Source organism: Bradyrhizobium sp. Kon69, from assembly GCF_055807515.1.
Genome location: NZ_JBVVOS010000010.1, coordinates 71,444 through 91,089 on the forward strand (window position 1 = coordinate 71,444; position 19,646 = coordinate 91,089).

The following is a 19,646-nucleotide window of genomic DNA, read 5'->3' on the forward strand; positions in this document are numbered from 1 at the left end:
TCTTGAGTCCAAGTCCCCGTACCTGGAGCGTTGCGTAATCATGGCCCCCCGCGCGAACTGGAAAGGCTTCCTTCGGCTGTCTCTCGTCACCTGTCCGGTCGCGCTCTACCCGGCGACGTCGGAGAGCGAGAAGATCTCCTTCAATCAGCTGAACCGGCAGACCGGCCATCGTATCAAGTACCTGAAGGTCGACGCCGACACCGGCGACGAGGTGCCCAACGAGGACATCGTCAAGGGCTACCAGCTCGAGAAGGACCAGTTCATCGAGGTCTCCAAGGAGGAGCTCGAGGAGATCGCGCTGGAATCCACGCGTACCATCGAGATCGACGAGTTCGTCGACAAGACCGACATCGATCCGCGCTACCTGATCCGCCCCTACTACATCCGTCCGGACGGAAAAGTCGGCCACGACGCCTTCGCGGTCATCCGCGAGACCATCCGCGAGATGAACAAGGTCGCTATCGGGCGGGTGGTGCTGACCAACCGCGAACACATCATCGCGCTCGAGCCGATGGACAAGGGTCTCGTCGGCACGCTGCTGCGCTACCCGTACGAAGTCCGCAGCGAACAGGAGTATTTCGACGAGATCCAGGATGTGAAGGTCACGAAGGACATGCTCGATCTCGCCAGGCACATCGTGAACCAGAAAGCGGGCAGCTTCGAGCCGGAGAAGTTCGAGGACCACTATGAGACCGCGCTGATCGAGCTCATCAACCAGAAGCGTGCCGGCAAGCCGATCGTGCCCAAGGATCGGCCGAAAGGCGAGAACGTCGTCGATCTGATGGACGCGCTACGCAAGAGCGTCGGCGGCGCAGCAGCCAAGACCGAGGCTCCGAAAAAGCCTGCCAAGAAGACGAAGAAAGCTGCGGCGGCTCAGAAGGAGATGCTGATGCCGATCGCCGGTAAGAAGTCGGCTAAGGAAGCGGCGGCGAAGAAGCCGGCATCAGGGGCGCGGCGCAAGTCGGCCTGATCTAACGTGAAGTATCCGGTGACGCCCGACGGTCGCTACTTCGTCGTCCGTGGCAGGTTGTGGCGCATGGCCAACCGTGGCCTCGGTGAAGCGGAGCGGACCGGTCTCGTCGGCCATCTGATGACGGCCCGTCGCGCGGTCGCCAACGCCAAGCAGACGCAGGCCCCGAGGCGGAGGCCGCCGCGCATAAGGCAGTGGACAAGGCAAAACGCGAGCTCGGTGAGAGAGGCCCCGTCTGGTGGGAAGACGGCGCACCGGATCTCAACCGGCACATGGCCAAAAACACGACCTACGCCGAATGGTACGCGAAGATCAGTCGCTCAAGCTCGGGAGGATCCTGAATTGACCAAAGCTGCAATTTTCGATGTGGACGGGACGCTCTTGGATTCGGTCGATCTCCACGCCCTCTCCTGGCACGAAGCGATGGTCAAATTCGGCCACGATGTCAGCTTCGAGCAGGCGAGAGGCCAGATTGGCAAGGGCGGCGACAAGCTGATTCCGCACTTCCTGTCCGAAGAAGCCCAGCGGGACCACGGCAACGAAATGGAGGAATGGCGCAGCCACCGCTTCAAGTCCCAGTATCTGCCGCTGGTTCGCCCATTCTCGGCGGTCCCCGATCTGTTGCGGCGCGTCAGGGATGCCGGCGTGCGGATTGCCGTCGCCTCCTCCGCCAAGAAGGATGAATTGGCCAAGTATCTCGACATCGCGGGCATCGGCGACCTGGTCGACGTGACGACCTCGTCGGACGATGTCCAGGAATCGAAGCCGGCTCCCGACATCTTCGAAGCGGTCCTAAAGAAGCTTGGGGTCGAGGGCCACGATGCTGTGGCGATCGGTGACACCCCCTACGATGCGGAAGCGGCGAGGAAAGCGAAGATCAATATCGTCGGCGTGCTGTGCGGCGGCTTCACCGAGAGTTCGCTGAGGCAGGCTGGATGTGTCCAGGTATACCCCGGCCCGGCCGCCCTGCTTGCCTGCTTCGGGGATTCGCTCCTCGCAAGATGAGTACGATGTGGAGGGTTTGATCAACGCGAGCCTTGAGGCGGCGGTTTGCTCTTGCTGTACCGAGCCGCCTTTTCGCGTACCATCTGACCGGCTACAATACGCTACACGTAGCGGGGACAGGGTGTTTTGTTCGACGGATTGTACAAATGCGAGTATCGCGCTGGTTCTGTACTGAACCGTAGCGTCATGCATGTCCGCGGTGGCCGCATGCTGGGCGGAAACTCGGCTTTCGCCCACGTCGGGAGCTACGAAGAGATCAACGGCGTGATCGTCGGTCGCGTAGCCGGACAGCGCCATGCCCTCAATCCCGAGGTGCGGCAGCTCTATGGTGCGGACGATGACGAGCTGATCCTGCGGGGCCGTGCGGTTGGTGATTCCTATCACTTCGATGCCTCTCCGGTCCGGCTCCCTGATCAAGTGATGCATTCCGTGATGACGAGCTTGGATGACGAGTCGTTGCCGCCGCCAGGAAAGGTCGGCAACGGCGGCATCCCAAATGGCCTTTACGGGCTGCGCATCCGCGCGCTCGATGGGATTGATGGCGGACTGACCGGTGTGATGCTGCTGGAGGACGGCCGCATGCTGGGCGGAGACGCCTTCTTCTACTATCTCGGCTCTTACTCCTCTGCGGACAACCGCTGGCGCGGTGAAATCGTCAACCAGGAACACACGGCTGCTCGCGACGCGATCTTCGGCGGGTACGAAGTGGGCATTGGCTTTTCGGGCAGTTGGGAGGCCAACGGCGCGATTTGGGAGGCGACGGCGCTGGCCGGAAAACGAAGTTTCCAGCTGGCGGCCGAGATGAAGCTCCTGCACAGGATCTGATCAAGAGTTCAGTTCGTGGTCGGGTAAGGCCGCTGCAGCTTGAGATCAACCAAGCGGCGAACCAGTAGAGCTTGAGCACGGATGAGGGCGCTCTGGGCGAGCAGGGTGGCCTCAAGCACGTGTGCATAGGAACGGCCCCGGCACCGCGCGGTTGGTGCTGTTCAATTGAAAATGCGCCGATGCATTTGGTCCGACGAGCAGATAGCCGGAGAAGGAGCTCCGCAGGATCGGTCCTGACCTTGGTTCTGGCCTGTTGGGATGGATTGCAAATCTTCCACGCGGCCAGTTGTGACGAGTTCGAGCAGATCTCGCCTGGTGGCGCGCCATGATCATACAGACGGTCGAGATCATCGCAGGAATTGTCCTGGTCGTTCTCGCCCTTCGCGATGTATTCGATACGGTGGTGGTGCCCGGTGAGAGCCGAGGCGCGCTACGCGTGGCGCGGCGGCTGCTCGCCATTATGCTTCCGGTTTGGAAGTGGGTCCGCCGCGGCAAGAGCGGGGTTTCCACCAGCTTTGCGCCGGCGATCCTCATGGGCTCCTTCCTGATCTGGATGGTCCTTCTGTGGCTGGGCTTCGGCTCATCGCGCATGCGCTGGGCGATTGGTTCGCGCCGCCAGCTGATTTCCTGAAGGCACTGTTCATCGTCGGAAGCGCGTTGTGCACGGTGGGACTGAGCGGCATCGAGGCCCACGGTCCGGCCCGCTGGGCCCTGGTCTTAGCCGGCCTTTCGGGTCTTTCGGTCCTGACGATGGCCGTCACATACCTGCTGCAGGTGCAAGAAGGCATTTCCCGCCGCGATGCCGGAATTCTCAAACTTACGACGGCTGCGGGTCAGCCGCCCTCGGCTCTCGGACTGCTCGAGCGTTATGCCGATCTCGACTCTCGGAGGAGGTCAGGCGCGTGCTTCACAGGGGACGCGATTGGTGCGCCACCGTCCTGCAGAGCCATGCTTCCCATCCATCGCTGATCTATTTCCGATCCGTCGGCGTAGGCTCGGGCTGGCCTGCAACGCTCGGAGCCATAATGGACCTCGCACTGATCTTCGAACTGCTGATCGAGGACCGCGAGAGCCGAGCGCTGGCGATCCTCCTTCGAAGCGAAGGGTTGCGCCTCATCGACGATCTGAATGGACTGATCGGCCTTGAGGCAAAATCTGACGACACGACTGCTGCGGCATTGCCGCGGGTTTGTGCCCGCTTGACGGCGGCTGGTTACAAGGTGCGTTCGTCGGTAGATGCGGCGGAATTCGCGGAGCAGCGGAGAAAGCACGCTGGCCGGGTGCGCGCCGCTGCCGAGCATCTTGGCACTATGGTGGCGCCCCTGGTCCCTTGATCGACAGCGGCATCGGACCGTGGGTGTTGGTGCGGTTCAGTCCGACGGGCATTCAGGGCAGGTATCGCCGATCGAATCCAGCATTCCGCGCAGCTCGGCGACAGCCTGATCCGGAGACAAGCCGTCCGGCGGCTCCTGCCTCGCGATGTCCAACGCGCGCTCGCGCGCGTGAGGGTCGGCCCGGTCCTTTGCCCAGCCGTGCTCCTCGCATTCGTGGATGGCGCCCGCCTCCTGCAGAAGGCTGAGCGCCCATCCGCGCAGCGTTCTGATCGCCGGCCGTCTTTCCTTCGTCATCAGCATCGAGCTTGCTCCTAACGGGACGAATCCATTCGCCTGTCTTCTCGTTCCGGGCGGTTAGCACGCAGCAGGGATTCGCAATCGGCAGGGCTGAGGTTTGTCCCCGTGTTCCGCGGCGCTGTGCACAACGCCACCTTCCGGTGCCGGCATGAGGTGCGCCCCAGTGCCCCGGCAGGCTGCTCGGCATTGCTATCCCGACCGTGAAAGGTGTAATTGCACTCGCAGGTACCTCCGACGTGGCAGGAGGGGTGCATGGGTAACTGGCTCGTTGTTCCCAAAGGGACAAGCTTGGCGAGGCGATCCCGGGCGGGCCGTGCTGCGCAATACGTTCGAATGTCGAGAGAGCTCCAGCGCTACTCGATCGCGAACCAGATGGCTGCCATCGCCGCCTATGCCGAGACGAACGCGCTCACGATTGTGCGCACCTATCGCGACGAGGGCCGGAGCGGACTCCGGATCAAGGGGCGTCCTAGTCTCATCGAGCTGATCGAAGATGTTCAGTCGGGTCGAGCCGATTTCGACCACATCCTCGTTTACGACGTCAGTCGCTGGGGCCGGTTCCAGGATGTCGACGAGAGTGCCTACTACGAATTCCTGTGCAAGCGGAGCGGCGTCCAGGTCGAATACTGCGCGGAGATCTTCAAGAACGACGGCACCTTCGTTTCCGGGATCGCAAAAAGCCTGAAGCGCGGGATGGCCGCCGAGTGGAGCCGGGAGCTCTCCGTCAAGGTGCACGCGGGACACTGCCGGGTCGCGAGCCTTGGGTACCGCGTTGGCGCTCCAGTCGGCTACGGCCTCCGACGCTTGATGGTCGACGAAAGCGAGCATCCGAAGGCCCGTCTCGAAAAGGGGCAATTCAAGGCTCTGCAATCGGATCGCGTTCGGCTGCAGCACGGATCGGCCGAAGAGACCGCCGTGATCCGGGAGATTTTCGATCAGTTCGTCAACTGCCGGAAGTCCTACAGCGACATCAGTCGCCAACTGAACGACGCCGGCATCGCCAATCACAACCGTCGGCCCTGGACCGACGGCATGATACCCACCATTCTCGGGAACGAGAACTACATCGGCAAGACCGTCTACAATCGCACCTCAAGACGCTTGGGCCAGAAGCTGGTCAAGAATCCGGACAACGCTTGGGTCCGGGGCGCTGCGGGAATCGAGCCTATCGTGGACCAAGGCATCTTCGCTCGCGCGCAGAAGCTGCTGGCCGATCGACGCGTGGAGATTCCGGAAGAAGAGATGCTGCTGCGCCTTCGACTCACGCTCCGCCGGCGCGGTAAACTCAACTCGCACATCATCAATACGACGCTGGGTCTCAATCACGTCTCCTCGTACGTGAAGCACTTCGGTTCGCTGCGGAAGGCCTATGCGCTGATCGGATATGTGTCCCCGCGCGACTGCGACTGGATTGATACCCGGGATTTTTGGGCCGCCGAACAATCGAGGCATGCCACCGAACTCGCGGAGGACCTGCGAACGGAATTTGACATCAACGCTGCTGTTGTTCCGGACCCCATAGGGGTTGACGTCGGAGGCTCACGCGTAGTTTCGTTTCTCGTCGCGCGACGACTGGCGCATCGTGGAAAGGACCACGCGGCGCAATGGAAAGCCTACCGTAGGCAGATCTCATCGGGCCTACTTGCCGTGATGCGGCTGGATGCGGCGAATCGGGAGATCGAGGATTACGTGCTGTTGCCTGCCCCGTTGAGGTCGGGACGCTACGTCTGGCTCTCATCTGATTCCCTTCGTCGACATCGGGGCGCGCTTTACCAGGAAAAGGAGGCATTGTTCGGTGCCATCAAGACAACGCTGGCAAAAACCAACCGTGCCGCCCCAACCAGCTCAGCACCGTCGAAAAAGCGATCGAAATCAGGCCGGCCCAGAGCCAAGGGCTTCGGCGGGCGGCGCTCACGGTGCGGAGATACAAAATCGCTCCGATGAGCGTGCCGTAATTCCTTCGGAAGTCACCATTCAGCTTCGCAATCTTGGACAATTCCGACGACGTCTCGACATCATTTGCCATCGGGCTGGCTCCTTCGTCTTGGTAGGACCAGCGCCCTATGAACCACTGTTTTGCCCGACGGAGCAAGTGATATTTCGTATTATCAGAAATAAACATGATCGCAGTGGAACTTGGCCGGAAGCTTTAGAATTCTCCGATGCGTCCGCAGTCCAGGCACCTGCTTGGTTATGAATTGCTACGCTGCTTCGCGGTACCCCTCTTCGCTCCGCTTCTTGTTGATGAGATTCAACAACTGCGCCGACGCCCGCGCATCGCATAAGGCTCGATGATGATTGTCGAGCGAGATGCCATATATCTCGCAAAGCTTCCCAAGTCCGTAGGACTTGTGTCCCGGATAGCGCCGCCGCATTCCGGCGCACGTGCAGAGCTTCGGGAATCTGAAGCGCCGCGCGATCCTTTCGAATTCGTAGGCCATGAAACCATAGTCGAAGCTGACATTATGGGCGACGAAAATGCCGTCCCCCATAAACTCCATGAATCGGTCCGCTACCTCCGCGAACAAAGGTGCGTCCCGAACCATTTCGTTCGTGATGCCGGTCAGCTGAACGATCTTTGCGGGAATGGAACGCTGGGGATTGATGAGAGAATGCCACTCGTCGACGACACAGTGATTGCGAACCTTCACCGCGCCGATCTCGGTGATGCGATCGCCATTCGACCAGGAGCCGGTCGTCTCGATATCGACCACCACGTAGTCCTGCTCGGGGTCGAAACGATAATCCACCCGACCGATCTCGGCGATGATGCCGGCCGCGCCGAGCTGGCGGAGACGGGTCAGCTGGTTGCGGCGGATCACGTCCCCCTCGGCCTTGACCTCCATGAAGGACGCTTTGCCGTCCTGCACCAGCATCAGGTCGGGGAAACCGTCCCGCATGCCGCGGAAATCTTCGCACATGCTGCGGACGATGCCGGCTATGGCGGTCGGATCGAATCCTTCGAGCAGCGCGCGGAGCGCCTCCACTTGCACATGATCCCAGCTGAAGATCCCATTCGGGCGGCCCCATTTTGCTGCGATGGTGCGGAGGATCAACGGAAGAGAAGCTCCGGATGCGATGGCGGCTAGTTTCTCGTCGATCGGCACGGCGAAGAGCCGCCGGAAGCTGCGGTCCTTGAGGCAATGGGGTAGCCGGTCGAACCCGCTGGGCATCCGGGTGCTCTCGAAGAGCTCGTCCCAGAAGAGAAGGCCGAACAGGGTATGCCACAGCACATTCTCGGTGAAGAAAACCTTGGTGCCCTCGCGCCGCAGAACGCCGGCGACGCCTGCTTCTGGATTGCCGCGATGGGTATCGTCGACGGTGATTGTGCGCCCGGACCGCAGCAGTTCGGTGTAGACGCCTGTGCGCCTCCCTCCGAACTTGCGAGCGTAAAAGTCAGTTGCGAAAACATGCTCCCCGTCGCTCGCGGGGTCATCGATCATCCGTTGCAGCAGGTCTTCGGCCTCAATGCGATCCCCCGTATTGTAAAGCAGGCGGACCAGGCGCTCGTTGCAGTCCGGCGAGCACCCCGCGCGGTAGAGCTGACGCGCAAGTTCGCTCTCGCCCGCTTTCTCGAAGAAGAGTCCGGTCTGATGAGCCGCTCGGCTCCGGAGGTCGTTGGCGTACTGTGTCCCGCAGGCAGGCCCGGACAGCACGTCGATGGCGGCCCGCCTGTGGACAGGCTCCGATCCGTTCTCAAGGCTGTCAAGAATCTGGCTGTAGTGGAACGAGGCAAGCGCCTCCTCGGCATCCGTGAAGCGTGCGCTGAACGCGGTCTCGCGGTTTGTGCGGAGGAGGCCCAAGTCCCGCAGCGCGAAGTTCTTGAGGTTCACCTCGGTCTTGCCGAAGTAGAGATAGAGCAGGAATTCGATCGGCCGCGTGCCGTCGAGAGCGATGAATTTCCGGGCGCCGCAGTGCTGCGCGGCCGTCGAAAACGGGATCTGTTCGAGATAATAGTCGATGAACTTGGCTTTAGCCCAATACTTGCGGACGTCTTTGCGCCCAGCCGCCTGTGCTCCGGTGAAGAGGACATCTTTGGGAAGACGCGCGACGAACCCGGCGTAGTCGACTTCGCCGAGCACCCGGGCATGACCGACCATCATCAGATCCGACGTCGCCTGCTCGATATCGTCGATCTCGGGGTACTCGAACAGGGATCGATTGAATATCGCACCACGCCGGTTGATCATGCGGATCAACAGGCATCGGGCATCTCTCGAAAGGCCCTCGAAGCGCGCTATGAAAGCGTGATGATCCGGGCCAAGCACGGGTTCGTACGTTCGCTGCACGAACCCGAGCATTTCGGCGAAATGGTCGAGATAATAGTAGACAGGCAGTTGCGGCAGTTTGGCCAAGCGGACCTTCGCGGCTGGAATCGTTTGTTCTATTTTTGTTCGAATGGTGTGAGTGAAGTCAAGCACCTCGACGGCTCCAGCTGCCTAGTCGCCGACCGCTCGGTCCGCTGAGTTAGGAAGGCGAAGCCGGGGCATCTTCCTTCAGACCCCGGGCGACGATCTTGAGCGCTCCGTCCGGAAGCGACCGCTGCAGCTTCAGGGCTTCCTCCGCAGGCGCGGTCATCCAGGTCTCGACTTCGTCAAGCGTCGTCAGGATCACGGGCATCGCCTTTGGATGGATTGCGCCGACTTCTGCGTTGGGCTCCGTCGTCAGGAAAGCGTAGAGGTCGTTCGTAGTCTCGCCCTCCTTGACCTTCCGGACCGACGTCCAGTTGGTCCAGATGCCGGCAAAGCAAAGTAGCGGACGGGTCTCGTCGAGCGCGAACCAAATGTCGCCGCCCTCGGCCTTGTTGAACTCGCTGAAGCTGTTGAACGGCACGACACAGCGATTCTCGACGTCGAGCCAGCGCGTCCAGTGTTTGCTTTTCACATTACGGATGTTGGTCGTTCCAGAATCCGGCTCCATCCGGAGCAATTCCTTGAAGTCGACGGCCTTGCCCTTGGCCTGCAGCTTCTCGGCGCGCTTCTTGGTGGCGTCCATCAGCGCTTTGGACGACGACGGCATACCCCAGCGCGCGGTCGCGAGTTCGCGGCCCTCGGCGCCGGTCCGCACGATCGGCGCCGCGTAATCCGGAAACACGCCAGGCATGGGAGCGAGGTTGCTGATATACTGGTTGACGATCCGGAACAGCGCCGTGATGGCCGCCTGGTTGGTGGTGATGGAGTAGAGATTGCACAAGGTCAGGTCTCCGGATCCGGATGGCGGGCCCGCTGCGCCAGCTGCAGAAGGGTAGCTGCTGGGCGCTTCCCGGCTTTCGCGCACGTCCGGCAGCGCAGGCGGCTCCCCAAGTCATGCACGAACGTCGTCGATGGGTGGGCGAGGGTCGCGAGGTCGACGTCGCGAGCGGCCTTGCAGCGCGAGCATTCGATCTGCAGCCAGCTATAGCCACCGTTGATGGCCTGGTCGATCGTTGGCGACGGATCGAGGGGGCCACCGTCCGACCACCAGCGTTCGTTGACCGACTCGCAAAGAAGCTTGTCGGCTTGCCGGATCAAGGCCTCACCCCCGAGCCTCGGAGGACTGCACCGCGAGGATCGTCGTCATCGCGCGCGCGCGTCCGAGCTCCTTGGCGAGGGCCTTGCGGTCTCCTCCGGAGAGGGGCGTTGGGTGGTGCTTGGGGGCCATGGACGTCCACCGGCTACGGCGCGTCGTACGAGGGCCAGCAGCCGTCTTCCTCGTGTCGCCCGGTCCGCTGTGAACACGTGCCGTCCAGCAGGCGCTGCCCGACATCCCTCCAGATCGCATCCAGACCGTACAGGCGAGTGGCATCGATCTTCTGGATCTCAACGGTCCGGCCGCACCGGCGGCAGCCAACCCGCAGTAGATGCGCCGGAATTTGACCTAACCGCAGCTGGCATTCGAACGGCCTGGGACTGGAGGAATTGCGATCGACGCGAGCATCGCCAAGAAGCGCCTGCCAGTATTCGGGCGGCAGATCGTCTTCCGGAGCCAATCCGCGTGCCGGTGCCGCCCTCCTGCCGCCGGCAGAGGCTATCCTGTCCATCTGCTTGCGGGTTGGCATGCGCCAGCTTGCGGGGCGGTCAGTCATGCCTCATAGAACACAACAAGAACACGAGAGTCTAGCCCCGTCGAACAGGAAACTCGGCGGGCGGCGAGTGCAATCCCATCGGCGGGCGGTTAGCGTGTCACTGCAAGGAGCTCGGCCTTCGATGGAACAGCATCTGCCGGCGCTGCGGGCCGACCGACATACAAAGACCAGGTAAATTGTTTAGATCACAAAGATTGCCATCCGGGAAAGTGCTCGAGTTCCTCATATCATCCGAGGGAGTTCGTCACGTCAGGGGACTTTCGCAAGCGCTTTGCGGAAAAAGAAATCCCCGTCGGTTATTGGGACAAGCCTGAAGATCTAGCAGCCTCGCGGTGTTCCTGCCTCGCGGTCGCGGTACATCATGGAAACGGTGATCCCGGTGGATGAGGACTAAGAAGGTATCAGCACAATTCCTGACGGCCGTAGGATCGGTGGAGCGCAGCGAAACCTATCGCTCATACCCTCGCGGAAGTACGATGGGCTTCGCAAGTGCTCTACCACTCTACGACTACTAAGCTCGACCGGCGATGCCCCGCAGCTCAGGCATCGCCGTCATTCTCAACCGTCTACTTCTCGTTCTTGTACGACTGATTCTTTGCGATCGTCACCCAGCGGCCGTTCTTGATCTGGCCGATGGTCGCGGCGGACACGCCGAGATGATTGTCCCTGGAGAAGGACACGGGCGCGCCGCCGAAGATGTCTTCGAAGACCTTGCCGGATTCCATCGCCCCGATGAGAGAATCCGTCGTCAGGTTCTTGCCCGCGAGGCCGGCATAGAACGCGAACGCCATGGCGCCGTCATACCCCGAGGTCGATTGCAAATTGGGATCGATGCCGAACATCTTGCGGTAGGCTTCGATGAATTCCTTCACCTTGCCCGTCGCCGTATCGGGATAGAAAATCTCGGTCTGGCCGACGCCGAAAATGCCTTCGGTGGCGTCCTTGCCGAGATCGTGCAGGTCAGGCACGTAGCTCGGCGACGACACCACGTAAAGCGGTGTCCAACCGAGCTTCTTGGCGGCAGTGACGATGCCGACGGACTCGCGGACCACGGAGCCGAGCGCAACGAGATCGCAGCCGTCCGCCTTCATGCGCGCAACCTGCGAGTTGAAGTCCGTCGCACCGCGCTTGAACGACACGCGGGTGGCCTCGGGCACCTTCAAATCCTTGAGCTGATCGGAATAGGCATCGGTGAAATTCTTCCCCATCTCGTCGTCCTGATAGACGATGCATGGCTTCTTGATGCCGTTCTTCTCCATCACGTATTTGATGCCGAGGCGCATCGTGTCGTAATAGGGGCTGAACATGTTGAACTTCAGCCTGTCCTCGGGCTTGGCCGGATCCATCTTGAAGGTGAATTCGGCGGCCGTGATTGGGAACAGATGGGTCAGGCCGGCGCCCTGCACCAGCGGCATCGGCGCCAGCGTCGTGGCCGAGCCCATCGCGGACACGATCGAGAATGCCTTGTCGAGCTCGATTAGCTTCTGCGTCTGCAGCACGGCCTTCTTCGGATCGTAGCTGTCGTCTTCTAGAATGAGCTTGATCTTTCGTCCGTTGATGCCGCCCGCGGCATTGATCTGCTCGACTGCGAGCTTCATGCCCGACGAAGCAGGAACGCCCCACGACTTGATCGGCCCGGAGAGGTCCATATGCGTGCCGATCACGATCTCCGTGTCGGTGACGCCCTGCGTCTTGAACTGTGCGAGCGCGGGCTGCGCGGCCAATCCCGTGAGCGCGACGATCGCGGCTGACAAAAGGAAACGTGACGTCATCGTATACCTCCCTGGGCTTTCGGTTATGCGCTCTGTGAAATGGCGCTTGCTGTCATGGAATGTTCTTTAGGACGCAGCAATCGTCTACGCAGCACGAGCATGGCGCTCATCTCGGGGTCGCCAGGACCGAGCGAACGCTCGATCAAGCTGAAACCGTCGATCTTCACGGGCGCCTTCGCATTGGTCTGCGCGATCACCCGACCGATCAGTGCGCGGATGTCGTCGGAGCGGCAAAGGCTGAGGAAGTGCGTGAATGGAATGCTGTTGTCCTGTGCGAACTTGATGACCGAATCAGCGTCCATCAACACCGCAGCGATCACCCTCCCCTCGTCATCGCGATGCAGGAACGCATCGGCGACGTAGGGCGATGTCACGAGATCGGCTTCGCTTCTGAGCGATGCGGCGCCGCTGTCGAGCTGATCCGCGACACGTCCCGCGGGATGCGGTTGGCCGGCATGGACGACATCGCCGCTTTGCCACCAGCCGTCGCGGACCGCGTTCGCAGTCTCACCGGCGTAGCCGACAAACAGCGTATCGGACCTTAGCCGGATTTCGCCCGATGCCAGCGTCTCCAGCCTCGCGCCATCGAGTGTTCTGGACGTGCCGCGATGCGAAACCAACGACACGGCCCCGCCGGACTCGGCCTGGCCGTAGGCATCGGTGAGCGGCCGCCGGATCGCCGCGAACCAGGCCCCGACATCGGCGCGCGCCGGTGCGCCGGTCGTGAGGCACAGTCGTGCCCGCGACAGACCGAGACGTGTGCGGACCGGCGTCAGGACCAGAGCATCGAGAATGAGGTTCGGCCCGGCGCTTCCGGGCTTCACGGCCAGGGCGACCATGCGGCGCTGAAACTTCGTTGCCTCCGCCGCAGCGAGTTCGACAGCGGACTTCAGCTTCGCCCACAGGCGTGGCGGCGCTTGCACGACGGTCGGCTGCAATTCCCTGAGATCGGCGAGCACGGTCTCGCGGCTCTCGGGAAAATTGATGATACAGCCCGCAAGCAGCGAGGCGTAGACGCCGACCACGCGCTCCATCACATGATGCAGCGGCGTCAACGACAGGCGCTCGTCGCGCGCGCTCAGTTGCAGTTCACTGGCGGCCCGCGCCGCCTGCCGGCCGAGTGCGGCCTGCGTGAGCAGGGCTCCACGCGCCGGCGCCGTAACGCCCGATGTCATCAGGATCGCGGTGATCGCGACCGCGGCAGGCGCAGGAAGCGTCTCGGCGCTCGCGCCGCGGGCCTGTAGCTCCGCCAGCGTCATCACATGGTCCACGCGCGCGCCGTCGTCCCACTGCTCGTGCATGACGACGATCAGCCGTAATCCCGGGCAGCGATCCCGGATGCCGAGCGCCTGGTGCAGATGCGCGTCGCCGGCGACGAACAGAATGGCGACCTCAAACAGATTGACCAGCCGCGCCAGCTCCTCACCGTTGGCGTCCGCGTCGAGACCCGCCGAAATGCCGCCGGCGGCCATGATGCCTAGATCGGCGAGCACCCAATCCGCGCAGGTGTCGCCGCAGATGCCCGCGACGTCCTTGTCCTGCAGACCGACGGCACGCAAGCCGCGCGCGATCGCGGCGATACGCATCGCGGTCTCCGTGCCGCTGAGTGGCTGCCAGAGCCCGTAACGCTTCGAACGCATGACGGTCGCCGCGCCGTGCGCCGCGAGGGCCGCGGCAAGACGGGCCGAGAGTGCCTCGTTTTCAGCGCCCGCCATGACCACCTTCACTGTGCATACCCAGATAGAATTCGCGGACCTGATCCGACTGGAGCAGATTGGCGCAGGTGTCGTGCATCACGACACGACCGACCTCGAGCACGTAGCCGTAATGCGCCGTCTCCAGCGCCATCTTGGCGTTCTGCTCGACCAGCAGGATCGCGACGCCCTCCTCCGCATTGAGCCGGCGGATGATCGTGAAGATCTCCTTCACCAGCAACGGAGAGAGCCCGAGCGACGGCTCATCCAGCAGCAGCACTTTCGGACGGCTCATCAGGGCCCGGCTGATTGCCAGCATCTGCTGCTGGCCGCCGGAGAGCTGGCCCGCGAGCTGGTTTTGCCGTTCGCGCAGCACCGGAAAATAGTCGAACACCTTCTCCAGATCACTGGCGATGGTCTTGCTGTCCTTGCGGATGTAGGCGCCCATCCGAAGATTGTCGCGGACGGAGAGGAACGGAAACACCTCGCGTCCCTCAGGCACGTGGCTGATGCCGAGCCGGACGACCTTGTCCGGCTCCATCGAGCGGATCTTGCGCCCTTCGAACTCGACCGTTCCCTTCACAGGATCGAGCACGCCGGAGATGGTTTTGAGGATGCTGGTCTTGCCGGCGCCATTGGCACCGAGCACGGTGACGATCTGCCCCTGCATAAGATCGAGGCTGATGCCGCGAATCGCGGTAATCGGCCCGTAGGTGCTCTCGACATTGGCTAGACGAAGTATCGGTTGCGCGTCCATCGTCATGTCCCGAGATAGGCCGCAATGACATCCGGGTGGCCCTGGACCTCCGCGGCCGTGCCGAGCGCCATCGTCTTCCCGTAGTTCAGCGCGAGCACGCGGTTAGAGACGCGGCTGACCAGCGACATGTCGTGCTCGACCATCAGCACGGTGACGCGGAGACGGCGGTTGATCTCCAAGATCCACTCCGCCATGGCATTGGTTTCCTCGACGTTGAGGCCGGACGATGGCTCATCGAGCAGCAGCAGCGTCGGACCGACACACAGCGCGCGAGCAACCTCGATCACCTTGCGGACGCCATAGGGAAGCGCGCCAATCGTGGTGTCGCGGTATCTTTGCAGCCGCAACACGTCCATCACCTCCTCGGCCGCGCGACGGTGCGCAACTTCCTCCGTGCGAGCCTTCTTCGTGCGGAGAATGTCGTGCCAGGCCCGCGTGGTCGAATGGCGGTGGCGGCCGACCAGAAGGTTTTGCAAGGTGGAGGCGCTCTCGAACAGCTCGATGTTCTGGAAGGTGCGCGCGATGCCACGTCCGGCGATCTGCTGCGCCGAAAGCCGCGTGACGTCCTCGTCGCGGAAGATGATCTGGCCCGCGCTCGGCGTGTAGAGCCGGCTGATGAGGTTGAACAGCGTGGTCTTGCCCGCTCCATTCGGGCCGATGATAGTGAAGACCTCGCCCTCGTTGATCCCGAACGAGACGTTGTCCACGGCCGTGAGACCGCCGAACTTCACCGTCAGGTTCTTGACGTCGAAGAAGCTCATCGGCGCTCGGATTTCAGGAACATGCGGGGTGGGCGCGCGCTGCGTTGGCGCGCCAGCGGAAACTGCTTGAAATAGGCCTTCACGCGCTGCCAGCGGCCGTCGAGGCCCATCGGCTCATAGATGATGAAGACGATGATGATGATGCCGAAGATCAGCGACTTCAGGCCGGGCGCGTTGACCACGCGAAGGACGCCGGCCTGAACGGCCTGGGTCACGGTCTCGGGCAGGAACAGACCGTGCATCATGGCGTCGGTGCACACCGGCACCTTGTCCTTGAGGATGATCAGCAACGGATCGGCCATGATCATGAAAATCGCGCCGAACACCGCGCCCCGGAGGCTCACCAGCCCGCCGATGATGATGATCATGACGAAATCGATCGAGACAGCCAGGCTGAACATCTCCGGCGAGATGAACGACATCTTGTGCGCATAGAGCGCACCCGCGATTCCCGTGATGCCGGCCGACAGCGCGAACGCCGTGGTCTTGTAACGCGCCGTGTCGATGCCCATGCTGCGCGCGGCGGTCTCGGAATCCCGGATCGCTATGAAGGAGCGTCCGGTCGAGGACCGGATGATGTTGATGGCGGCGAGGATCACCAGCACGGTGACGAGCAGACAGAGGTAATAGAAGCCTTCCGTGCCGAGCTTCACCCCGAACACGGACGGCGGCGGCAGCATCAATCCTTCGTTGCCATGGGTGACGCTCTCCCATCGCGCAATGATCTCCTCGACGATGAAGGCAAAGGCGAGCGTGGCAATGGCCAGATAGATCCCGTGCAGGCGAAGCGCCGGCAGCCCGACGAGGTAGCCCGCGACCCCTGTGAAGACACCCGCGAGCGGGAGATAGAGCACCAGCGGAACGCCGTGCTTCTGCGCCACCGCGGTGAAATAGGCTCCGATCGCGAGAAAGGCGGCGTGACCGATCGAGACCTGCCCGGCCTGCCCTGACAGGATGTTCAGCGCCACGCCGACGATGGCGTAGATCATAATGAACACCAGTTGGCTGAGATAATAGGATTCGATCACGTAGGGCGCGGCAATCAGCCCTGCGAGCAGAACAGCGTACCAGAACACTGCGGCCTTCGACGGGAACAGCGGATCGCTGTCGCCATAACCGGTGCGGACATGGTGCGCCATGCCTTACACCTTCTTGACGGCGTTGAGGCCAAACAGGCCCTGCGGCTTCCACAGCAGCACCGCGAGCAGGACGACATAGGCCGCGACGTCCTTGAATCCCTCCGGAAGATAGAAGCCGGACAGCGATTCGACGATGCCGATTGTGATGCCGCCGGCGACGGCGCCGGGAATCGAGCCGAAGCCGCCGAGCACGGCCGCAGGAAATGCCTTAATGCCGAGAAAACCGAGATTGGCGTGGACTAGCGTGATCGGCGCCAGCAGGATCCCGGCGGCGCACGCGACCATCGCGGATAGGCTCCAGATCAGCGAGAACATCCGCTTTACCGGAATGCCCATGTAATACGCGGCGAGCATGTTCTGCGACGTCGCCTGCATCGCGATGCCGACCCGCGTATGGCGGAAGAAGGCGTAGAGCGCGGCGCAGAGCAGCACTGTCGCAACGATGATGGAGAGCGCGTCCCAGGCGATGACGAGCTTGCCGACTGTGAACACGCCGTCAGTGAAGGGCGTCTCGATCCGCAGATCGTCCGTGCCCCAGATGATGCCGACGAGCGCGCGGATCACGAGCCCAAGCCCGATCGTCGCCATCACGATCGAGAACTGCGGGTAGCCGAGGATGGGACGAAGCACGAGGCGTTCCATGATCGCGCCGAGGATCGCCATCGCGATCACGCACAGCAGGAACGACAACCAGTAATTCAGCCCCAGCGTCGTGATGAAGGTGACCGACATGAAGGCGCCGAGCATCATGATTTCGCCTTGCGCAAAATTCACCACTTCGGTCGCCTTGTAGATCAGGACAAACCCAAGGGCGATCAGCCCATAGACGCACCCCAAAGCTACGCCGCTAATCAATTGCTGCGTGAAATCGAGCATTTCCGTCCCAATAGCGCGTTGCGCTTGATCTTTTTTCGATAAGAGGACGGTCGATGTTGTTAGTCAAGCAGCTAATTAATTCAATGCTGCGACCATCGCATGAGAACGTGATAGTGCGCTCAATCGTCTCGTGCAGCGCCTTACCACAAGACTTGCTGCAGACCATAATCGGCGCAGTGGCGTGCCGCCTCGGCCTTCTACGATCACGGGCATAGCTTGTAGAATGGGTGAAGCGCAGCGAACCCGTTCGGGTCTGTTGGGGAGGAGCGATAATCGGTTTCGCTCCGCTCCACTCGTCCTATGAACTGCCGCCTGGTGATTGCCCTCGCTCTACTCTTTCTTCGTTCGATAATCGCCGAACGTCGTATCGCGCTGGTCGAGGAGATCCTTCACGCTGCCGCCGTCGCGGCGAAAACTGCCCATGTAGGCCTTGCTCGCCTCAGTGGTGAAGGCCAGCGCCTGGATCTCGGTGCCGGCGCGAATGGCAGCGCGGGCGCCCATGATTTCCATGGCACGATGGACGCTGCGCTTGTTGAGCTGCTGCAACTCGATCGGCACCTTGGCGGCGCGCTCGGCGAAATCGAGCGTTTTCTCGTCGAGCTCGGCGAGCGGGAAGGACCGCGTCGCGTATCCCCAGTCGGCAGCTTCGCGTCCGGACATCGCATCGCCCGTCAGCATCAGTTCCATGGCGCGGCGCATGCCGACAAGCCAGGGATGATACTGCATGTCGGGCGGGCTCATGAGACGCACTGGCGGATAACCGATCTGCGCATCGTCGGCGACGTAGACGACGTCGCAGGCGGTGGCGAGCTCGGTGCCACCTGCAAGGCAGTAGCCGTGCACTTGCGCGATCACGGGCTTGGCGAGATCCCAGATCCGGAACCAGCCTTCGACCACGTGGCGTGACCACTGGCCCGGACCCGACGCCGAGTGATAGGGCTGGTCGACGCGATTGTCGGCGGAGAGATCGTAGCCGGCGGAGAAGCAAGGCCCCGCGCCGCGCAGGACCGCAATCGAGACTTCGCCGTCGCGATCGGTCTGTTCGAGCACCTCGAAGATTTCGCTGCGCAGGCGATTGTTCAGTGCGTTGCGCTTCTCCGGCCTGTTCAACGTGATGCGCCGGACGCGCGGACGCGGTTCGTCGACTATGATGTGCTCGTAGCTCATGAAATCCTCCCGATCGCCAGGCTTTTTGCCTTTGAGAGAGGTCTTGCCCGAGATCGAAAGCGATGTCATCGGCCGCAAACGCAGATCACCCCGCCAGCAGCAGCGAGAGCGAAGGCGGATATGTTGTCTGTCCAAAGGCGGCAGAGGCCCGACTTCTGAGGCGCTCGAGAGATCAGCCCCGAGCCACTAGCCACCTATTCATGCAGCAACGCTTGCCAGTCTGGGGGCACCGCTCCGGCCGGCCCGGGGACGGGCTGATCCGGCGGACGCGAGTGCGCGCCTTGAAGATTCGGGCCCGCGAAACTCTCTCCCGTGCGATAATCGTAAAACCATCGTTCGCCCGGCTCGAAGCTCGTGATGATCGGATGGGCCGTCGCCGCGTTGTGTTTCGATGCGTGTTGGTTTGGTGAAGTATCACAGCAGTCGATGTGTCCGCATTCGGCACATCTGCGAAGATGAAACCACCACCCGCCCGCGGCCGAGCATTCCACACACCCCGTTCCGGTCGGCTTGGCCGCGAGGTTGATGCCATCCTTCTCAGCCTTCATAGCTTTAACTCACTGGAACTGATGGCGACCACGACGGATGCATTCGCGCCGAGACCCTACCTAGCATCCTGCCAGTGTTTTGCCCGAGGGGTCAACGTGAGCGCAGCTGCTTGCGCAGTCATGAGGTGATTCGGAATAGCCACCGTTCGAGGAAGAAGGACATCCGATCTCCGGCTGAAGCCGAGATGAAACGCTCGTCGCCTTGGTAGGTTCGAACAGCAATTCGGATGGGTTCGAGGAGGACGTTGTCGATCCCTACTTCGAACATGCCGCCGGAGAACGTGCCGATAACGTTGAAGAGAAACCAACACATCTGAGATATCCCGCTGTTGCGCAAATAGACGTATTTAGGTCAGGGCCCGTTCGGAATTCATGGTGAGCCGATTGCGATTCATCGGCTCACTCAGGAACAATATCAGGCATCCGGGTAGCCATTC

Annotated in this window: 19 protein-coding genes and 2 pseudogenes; 7 read left to right on the forward strand and 14 right to left on the reverse strand. The window is 62.0% G+C overall.

What is annotated here, in order from left to right:
• The first annotated feature begins 40 nt into the window (after positions 1–40).
• The 6 genes and pseudogenes from ku (at position 41) to AC0L3U_RS15265 (ending at position 4,134) form a co-directional block, all read left to right on the forward strand.
• Complete coding sequence (ku, locus tag AC0L3U_RS15240; protein WP_473362259.1) at positions 41–970, forward strand: non-homologous end joining protein Ku; 930 nt, start codon at positions 41–43, stop codon at positions 968–970.
• A 6-nt stretch (positions 971–976) separates the two neighbouring features.
• Positions 977–1,311: pseudogene (locus AC0L3U_RS15245) on the forward strand (hypothetical protein).
• Position 1,312: 1 nt separating this feature from the next.
• The gene (locus AC0L3U_RS15250) at positions 1,313–1,975 is read left to right on the forward strand and encodes an HAD family hydrolase (RefSeq protein ID WP_473362260.1); all 663 of its coding nucleotides are present in this window, start codon (positions 1,313–1,315) and stop codon (positions 1,973–1,975) included.
• A 126-nt stretch (positions 1,976–2,101) separates the two neighbouring features.
• Complete coding sequence (locus AC0L3U_RS15255) at positions 2,102–2,800, forward strand: GrlR family regulatory protein (protein ID WP_473362261.1); 699 nt, start codon at positions 2,102–2,104, stop codon at positions 2,798–2,800.
• A gap of 325 nt (positions 2,801–3,125) precedes the next feature.
• Positions 3,126–3,431: a hypothetical protein gene (locus AC0L3U_RS15260; RefSeq protein ID WP_473362262.1), complete on the forward strand. Its 306-nt coding sequence runs from the start codon at positions 3,126–3,128 to the stop codon at positions 3,429–3,431.
• A gap of 394 nt (positions 3,432–3,825) precedes the next feature.
• Complete coding sequence (locus AC0L3U_RS15265; protein WP_473362263.1) at positions 3,826–4,134, forward strand: hypothetical protein; 309 nt, start codon at positions 3,826–3,828, stop codon at positions 4,132–4,134.
• Positions 4,135–4,170: 36 nt separating this feature from the next.
• Here the strand turns inward: AC0L3U_RS15265 and AC0L3U_RS15270 are convergent, their stop codons facing one another.
• Positions 4,171–4,434, reverse strand: coding sequence for a hypothetical protein (locus AC0L3U_RS15270; protein ID WP_473362264.1), 264 nt, complete (start codon positions 4,432–4,434; stop codon positions 4,171–4,173).
• Between the two features lie 249 nt (positions 4,435–4,683).
• Between AC0L3U_RS15270 and AC0L3U_RS15275 the strand changes: the two genes are divergently transcribed.
• A complete protein-coding gene (locus tag AC0L3U_RS15275) occupies positions 4,684–6,375 on the forward strand; it encodes a recombinase family protein (RefSeq protein ID WP_473362265.1) in 1,692 nt (563 codons plus the stop codon).
• 257 nt (positions 6,376–6,632) lie between these two features.
• Here AC0L3U_RS15275 and AC0L3U_RS15280 read toward each other — a convergent pair whose 3' ends face one another.
• The 13 genes and pseudogenes from AC0L3U_RS15280 to AC0L3U_RS15340 all read right to left on the reverse strand — a co-directional run bounded on the left by AC0L3U_RS15280 (position 6,633) and on the right by AC0L3U_RS15340 (position 19,522).
• Positions 6,633–8,786, reverse strand: coding sequence for a 3'-5' exonuclease (locus AC0L3U_RS15280; RefSeq protein WP_473362373.1), 2,154 nt, complete (start codon positions 8,784–8,786; stop codon positions 6,633–6,635).
• 112 nt (positions 8,787–8,898) lie between these two features.
• Positions 8,899–9,624 (reverse strand): SOS response-associated peptidase, encoded by a 726-nt coding sequence (locus AC0L3U_RS15285; RefSeq protein ID WP_473362266.1) that lies wholly within the window; start codon positions 9,622–9,624, stop codon positions 8,899–8,901.
• A gap of 2 nt (positions 9,625–9,626) precedes the next feature.
• Positions 9,627–10,071 (reverse strand): annotated as a pseudogene (locus AC0L3U_RS15290) (hypothetical protein).
• 13 nt (positions 10,072–10,084) lie between these two features.
• Complete coding sequence (locus AC0L3U_RS15295; RefSeq protein ID WP_473362267.1) at positions 10,085–10,495, reverse strand: hypothetical protein; 411 nt, start codon at positions 10,493–10,495, stop codon at positions 10,085–10,087.
• Between the two features lie 566 nt (positions 10,496–11,061).
• On the reverse strand, positions 11,062–12,267 hold the full coding sequence (locus AC0L3U_RS15300; RefSeq protein WP_106945605.1) for an ABC transporter substrate-binding protein: 1,206 nt from the start codon (positions 12,265–12,267) through the stop codon (positions 11,062–11,064).
• Positions 12,268–12,290: 23 nt separating this feature from the next.
• On the reverse strand, positions 12,291–13,982 hold the full coding sequence (locus tag AC0L3U_RS15305) for an AMP-binding protein (RefSeq protein ID WP_473362268.1): 1,692 nt from the start codon (positions 13,980–13,982) through the stop codon (positions 12,291–12,293).
• Positions 13,969–14,718, reverse strand: a complete 750-nt coding sequence (locus AC0L3U_RS15310) for an ABC transporter ATP-binding protein (RefSeq protein WP_473362269.1) — start codon at positions 14,716–14,718, stop codon at positions 13,969–13,971. Before AC0L3U_RS15310 ends, AC0L3U_RS15305 begins: the two co-directional genes overlap by 14 nt.
• Before the next feature lie 2 nt (positions 14,719–14,720).
• A complete protein-coding gene (locus AC0L3U_RS15315; RefSeq protein WP_473362270.1) occupies positions 14,721–15,479 on the reverse strand; it encodes an ABC transporter ATP-binding protein in 759 nt (252 codons plus the stop codon).
• Positions 15,476–16,618 carry a branched-chain amino acid ABC transporter permease gene (locus AC0L3U_RS15320; protein WP_473362271.1) on the reverse strand — a complete coding sequence of 381 codons (1,143 nt, stop codon included), beginning with the start codon at positions 16,616–16,618 and terminating at the stop codon, positions 15,476–15,478. The genes AC0L3U_RS15315 and AC0L3U_RS15320 overlap by 4 nt, the downstream gene beginning before the upstream one ends.
• Before the next feature lie 3 nt (positions 16,619–16,621).
• Complete coding sequence (locus AC0L3U_RS15325) at positions 16,622–17,494, reverse strand: branched-chain amino acid ABC transporter permease (RefSeq protein WP_473362272.1); 873 nt, start codon at positions 17,492–17,494, stop codon at positions 16,622–16,624.
• A 330-nt stretch (positions 17,495–17,824) separates the two neighbouring features.
• The gene (locus AC0L3U_RS15330; protein ID WP_473362273.1) at positions 17,825–18,661 is read right to left on the reverse strand and encodes an enoyl-CoA hydratase-related protein; all 837 of its coding nucleotides are present in this window, start codon (positions 18,659–18,661) and stop codon (positions 17,825–17,827) included.
• Positions 18,662–18,855: 194 nt separating this feature from the next.
• The gene (locus AC0L3U_RS15335) at positions 18,856–19,209 is read right to left on the reverse strand and encodes a UBP-type zinc finger domain-containing protein (RefSeq protein ID WP_473362274.1); all 354 of its coding nucleotides are present in this window, start codon (positions 19,207–19,209) and stop codon (positions 18,856–18,858) included.
• A 118-nt stretch (positions 19,210–19,327) separates the two neighbouring features.
• On the reverse strand, positions 19,328–19,522 hold the full coding sequence (locus AC0L3U_RS15340) for a hypothetical protein (RefSeq protein ID WP_473362275.1): 195 nt from the start codon (positions 19,520–19,522) through the stop codon (positions 19,328–19,330).
• Positions 19,523–19,646: the final 124 nt, after the last annotated feature.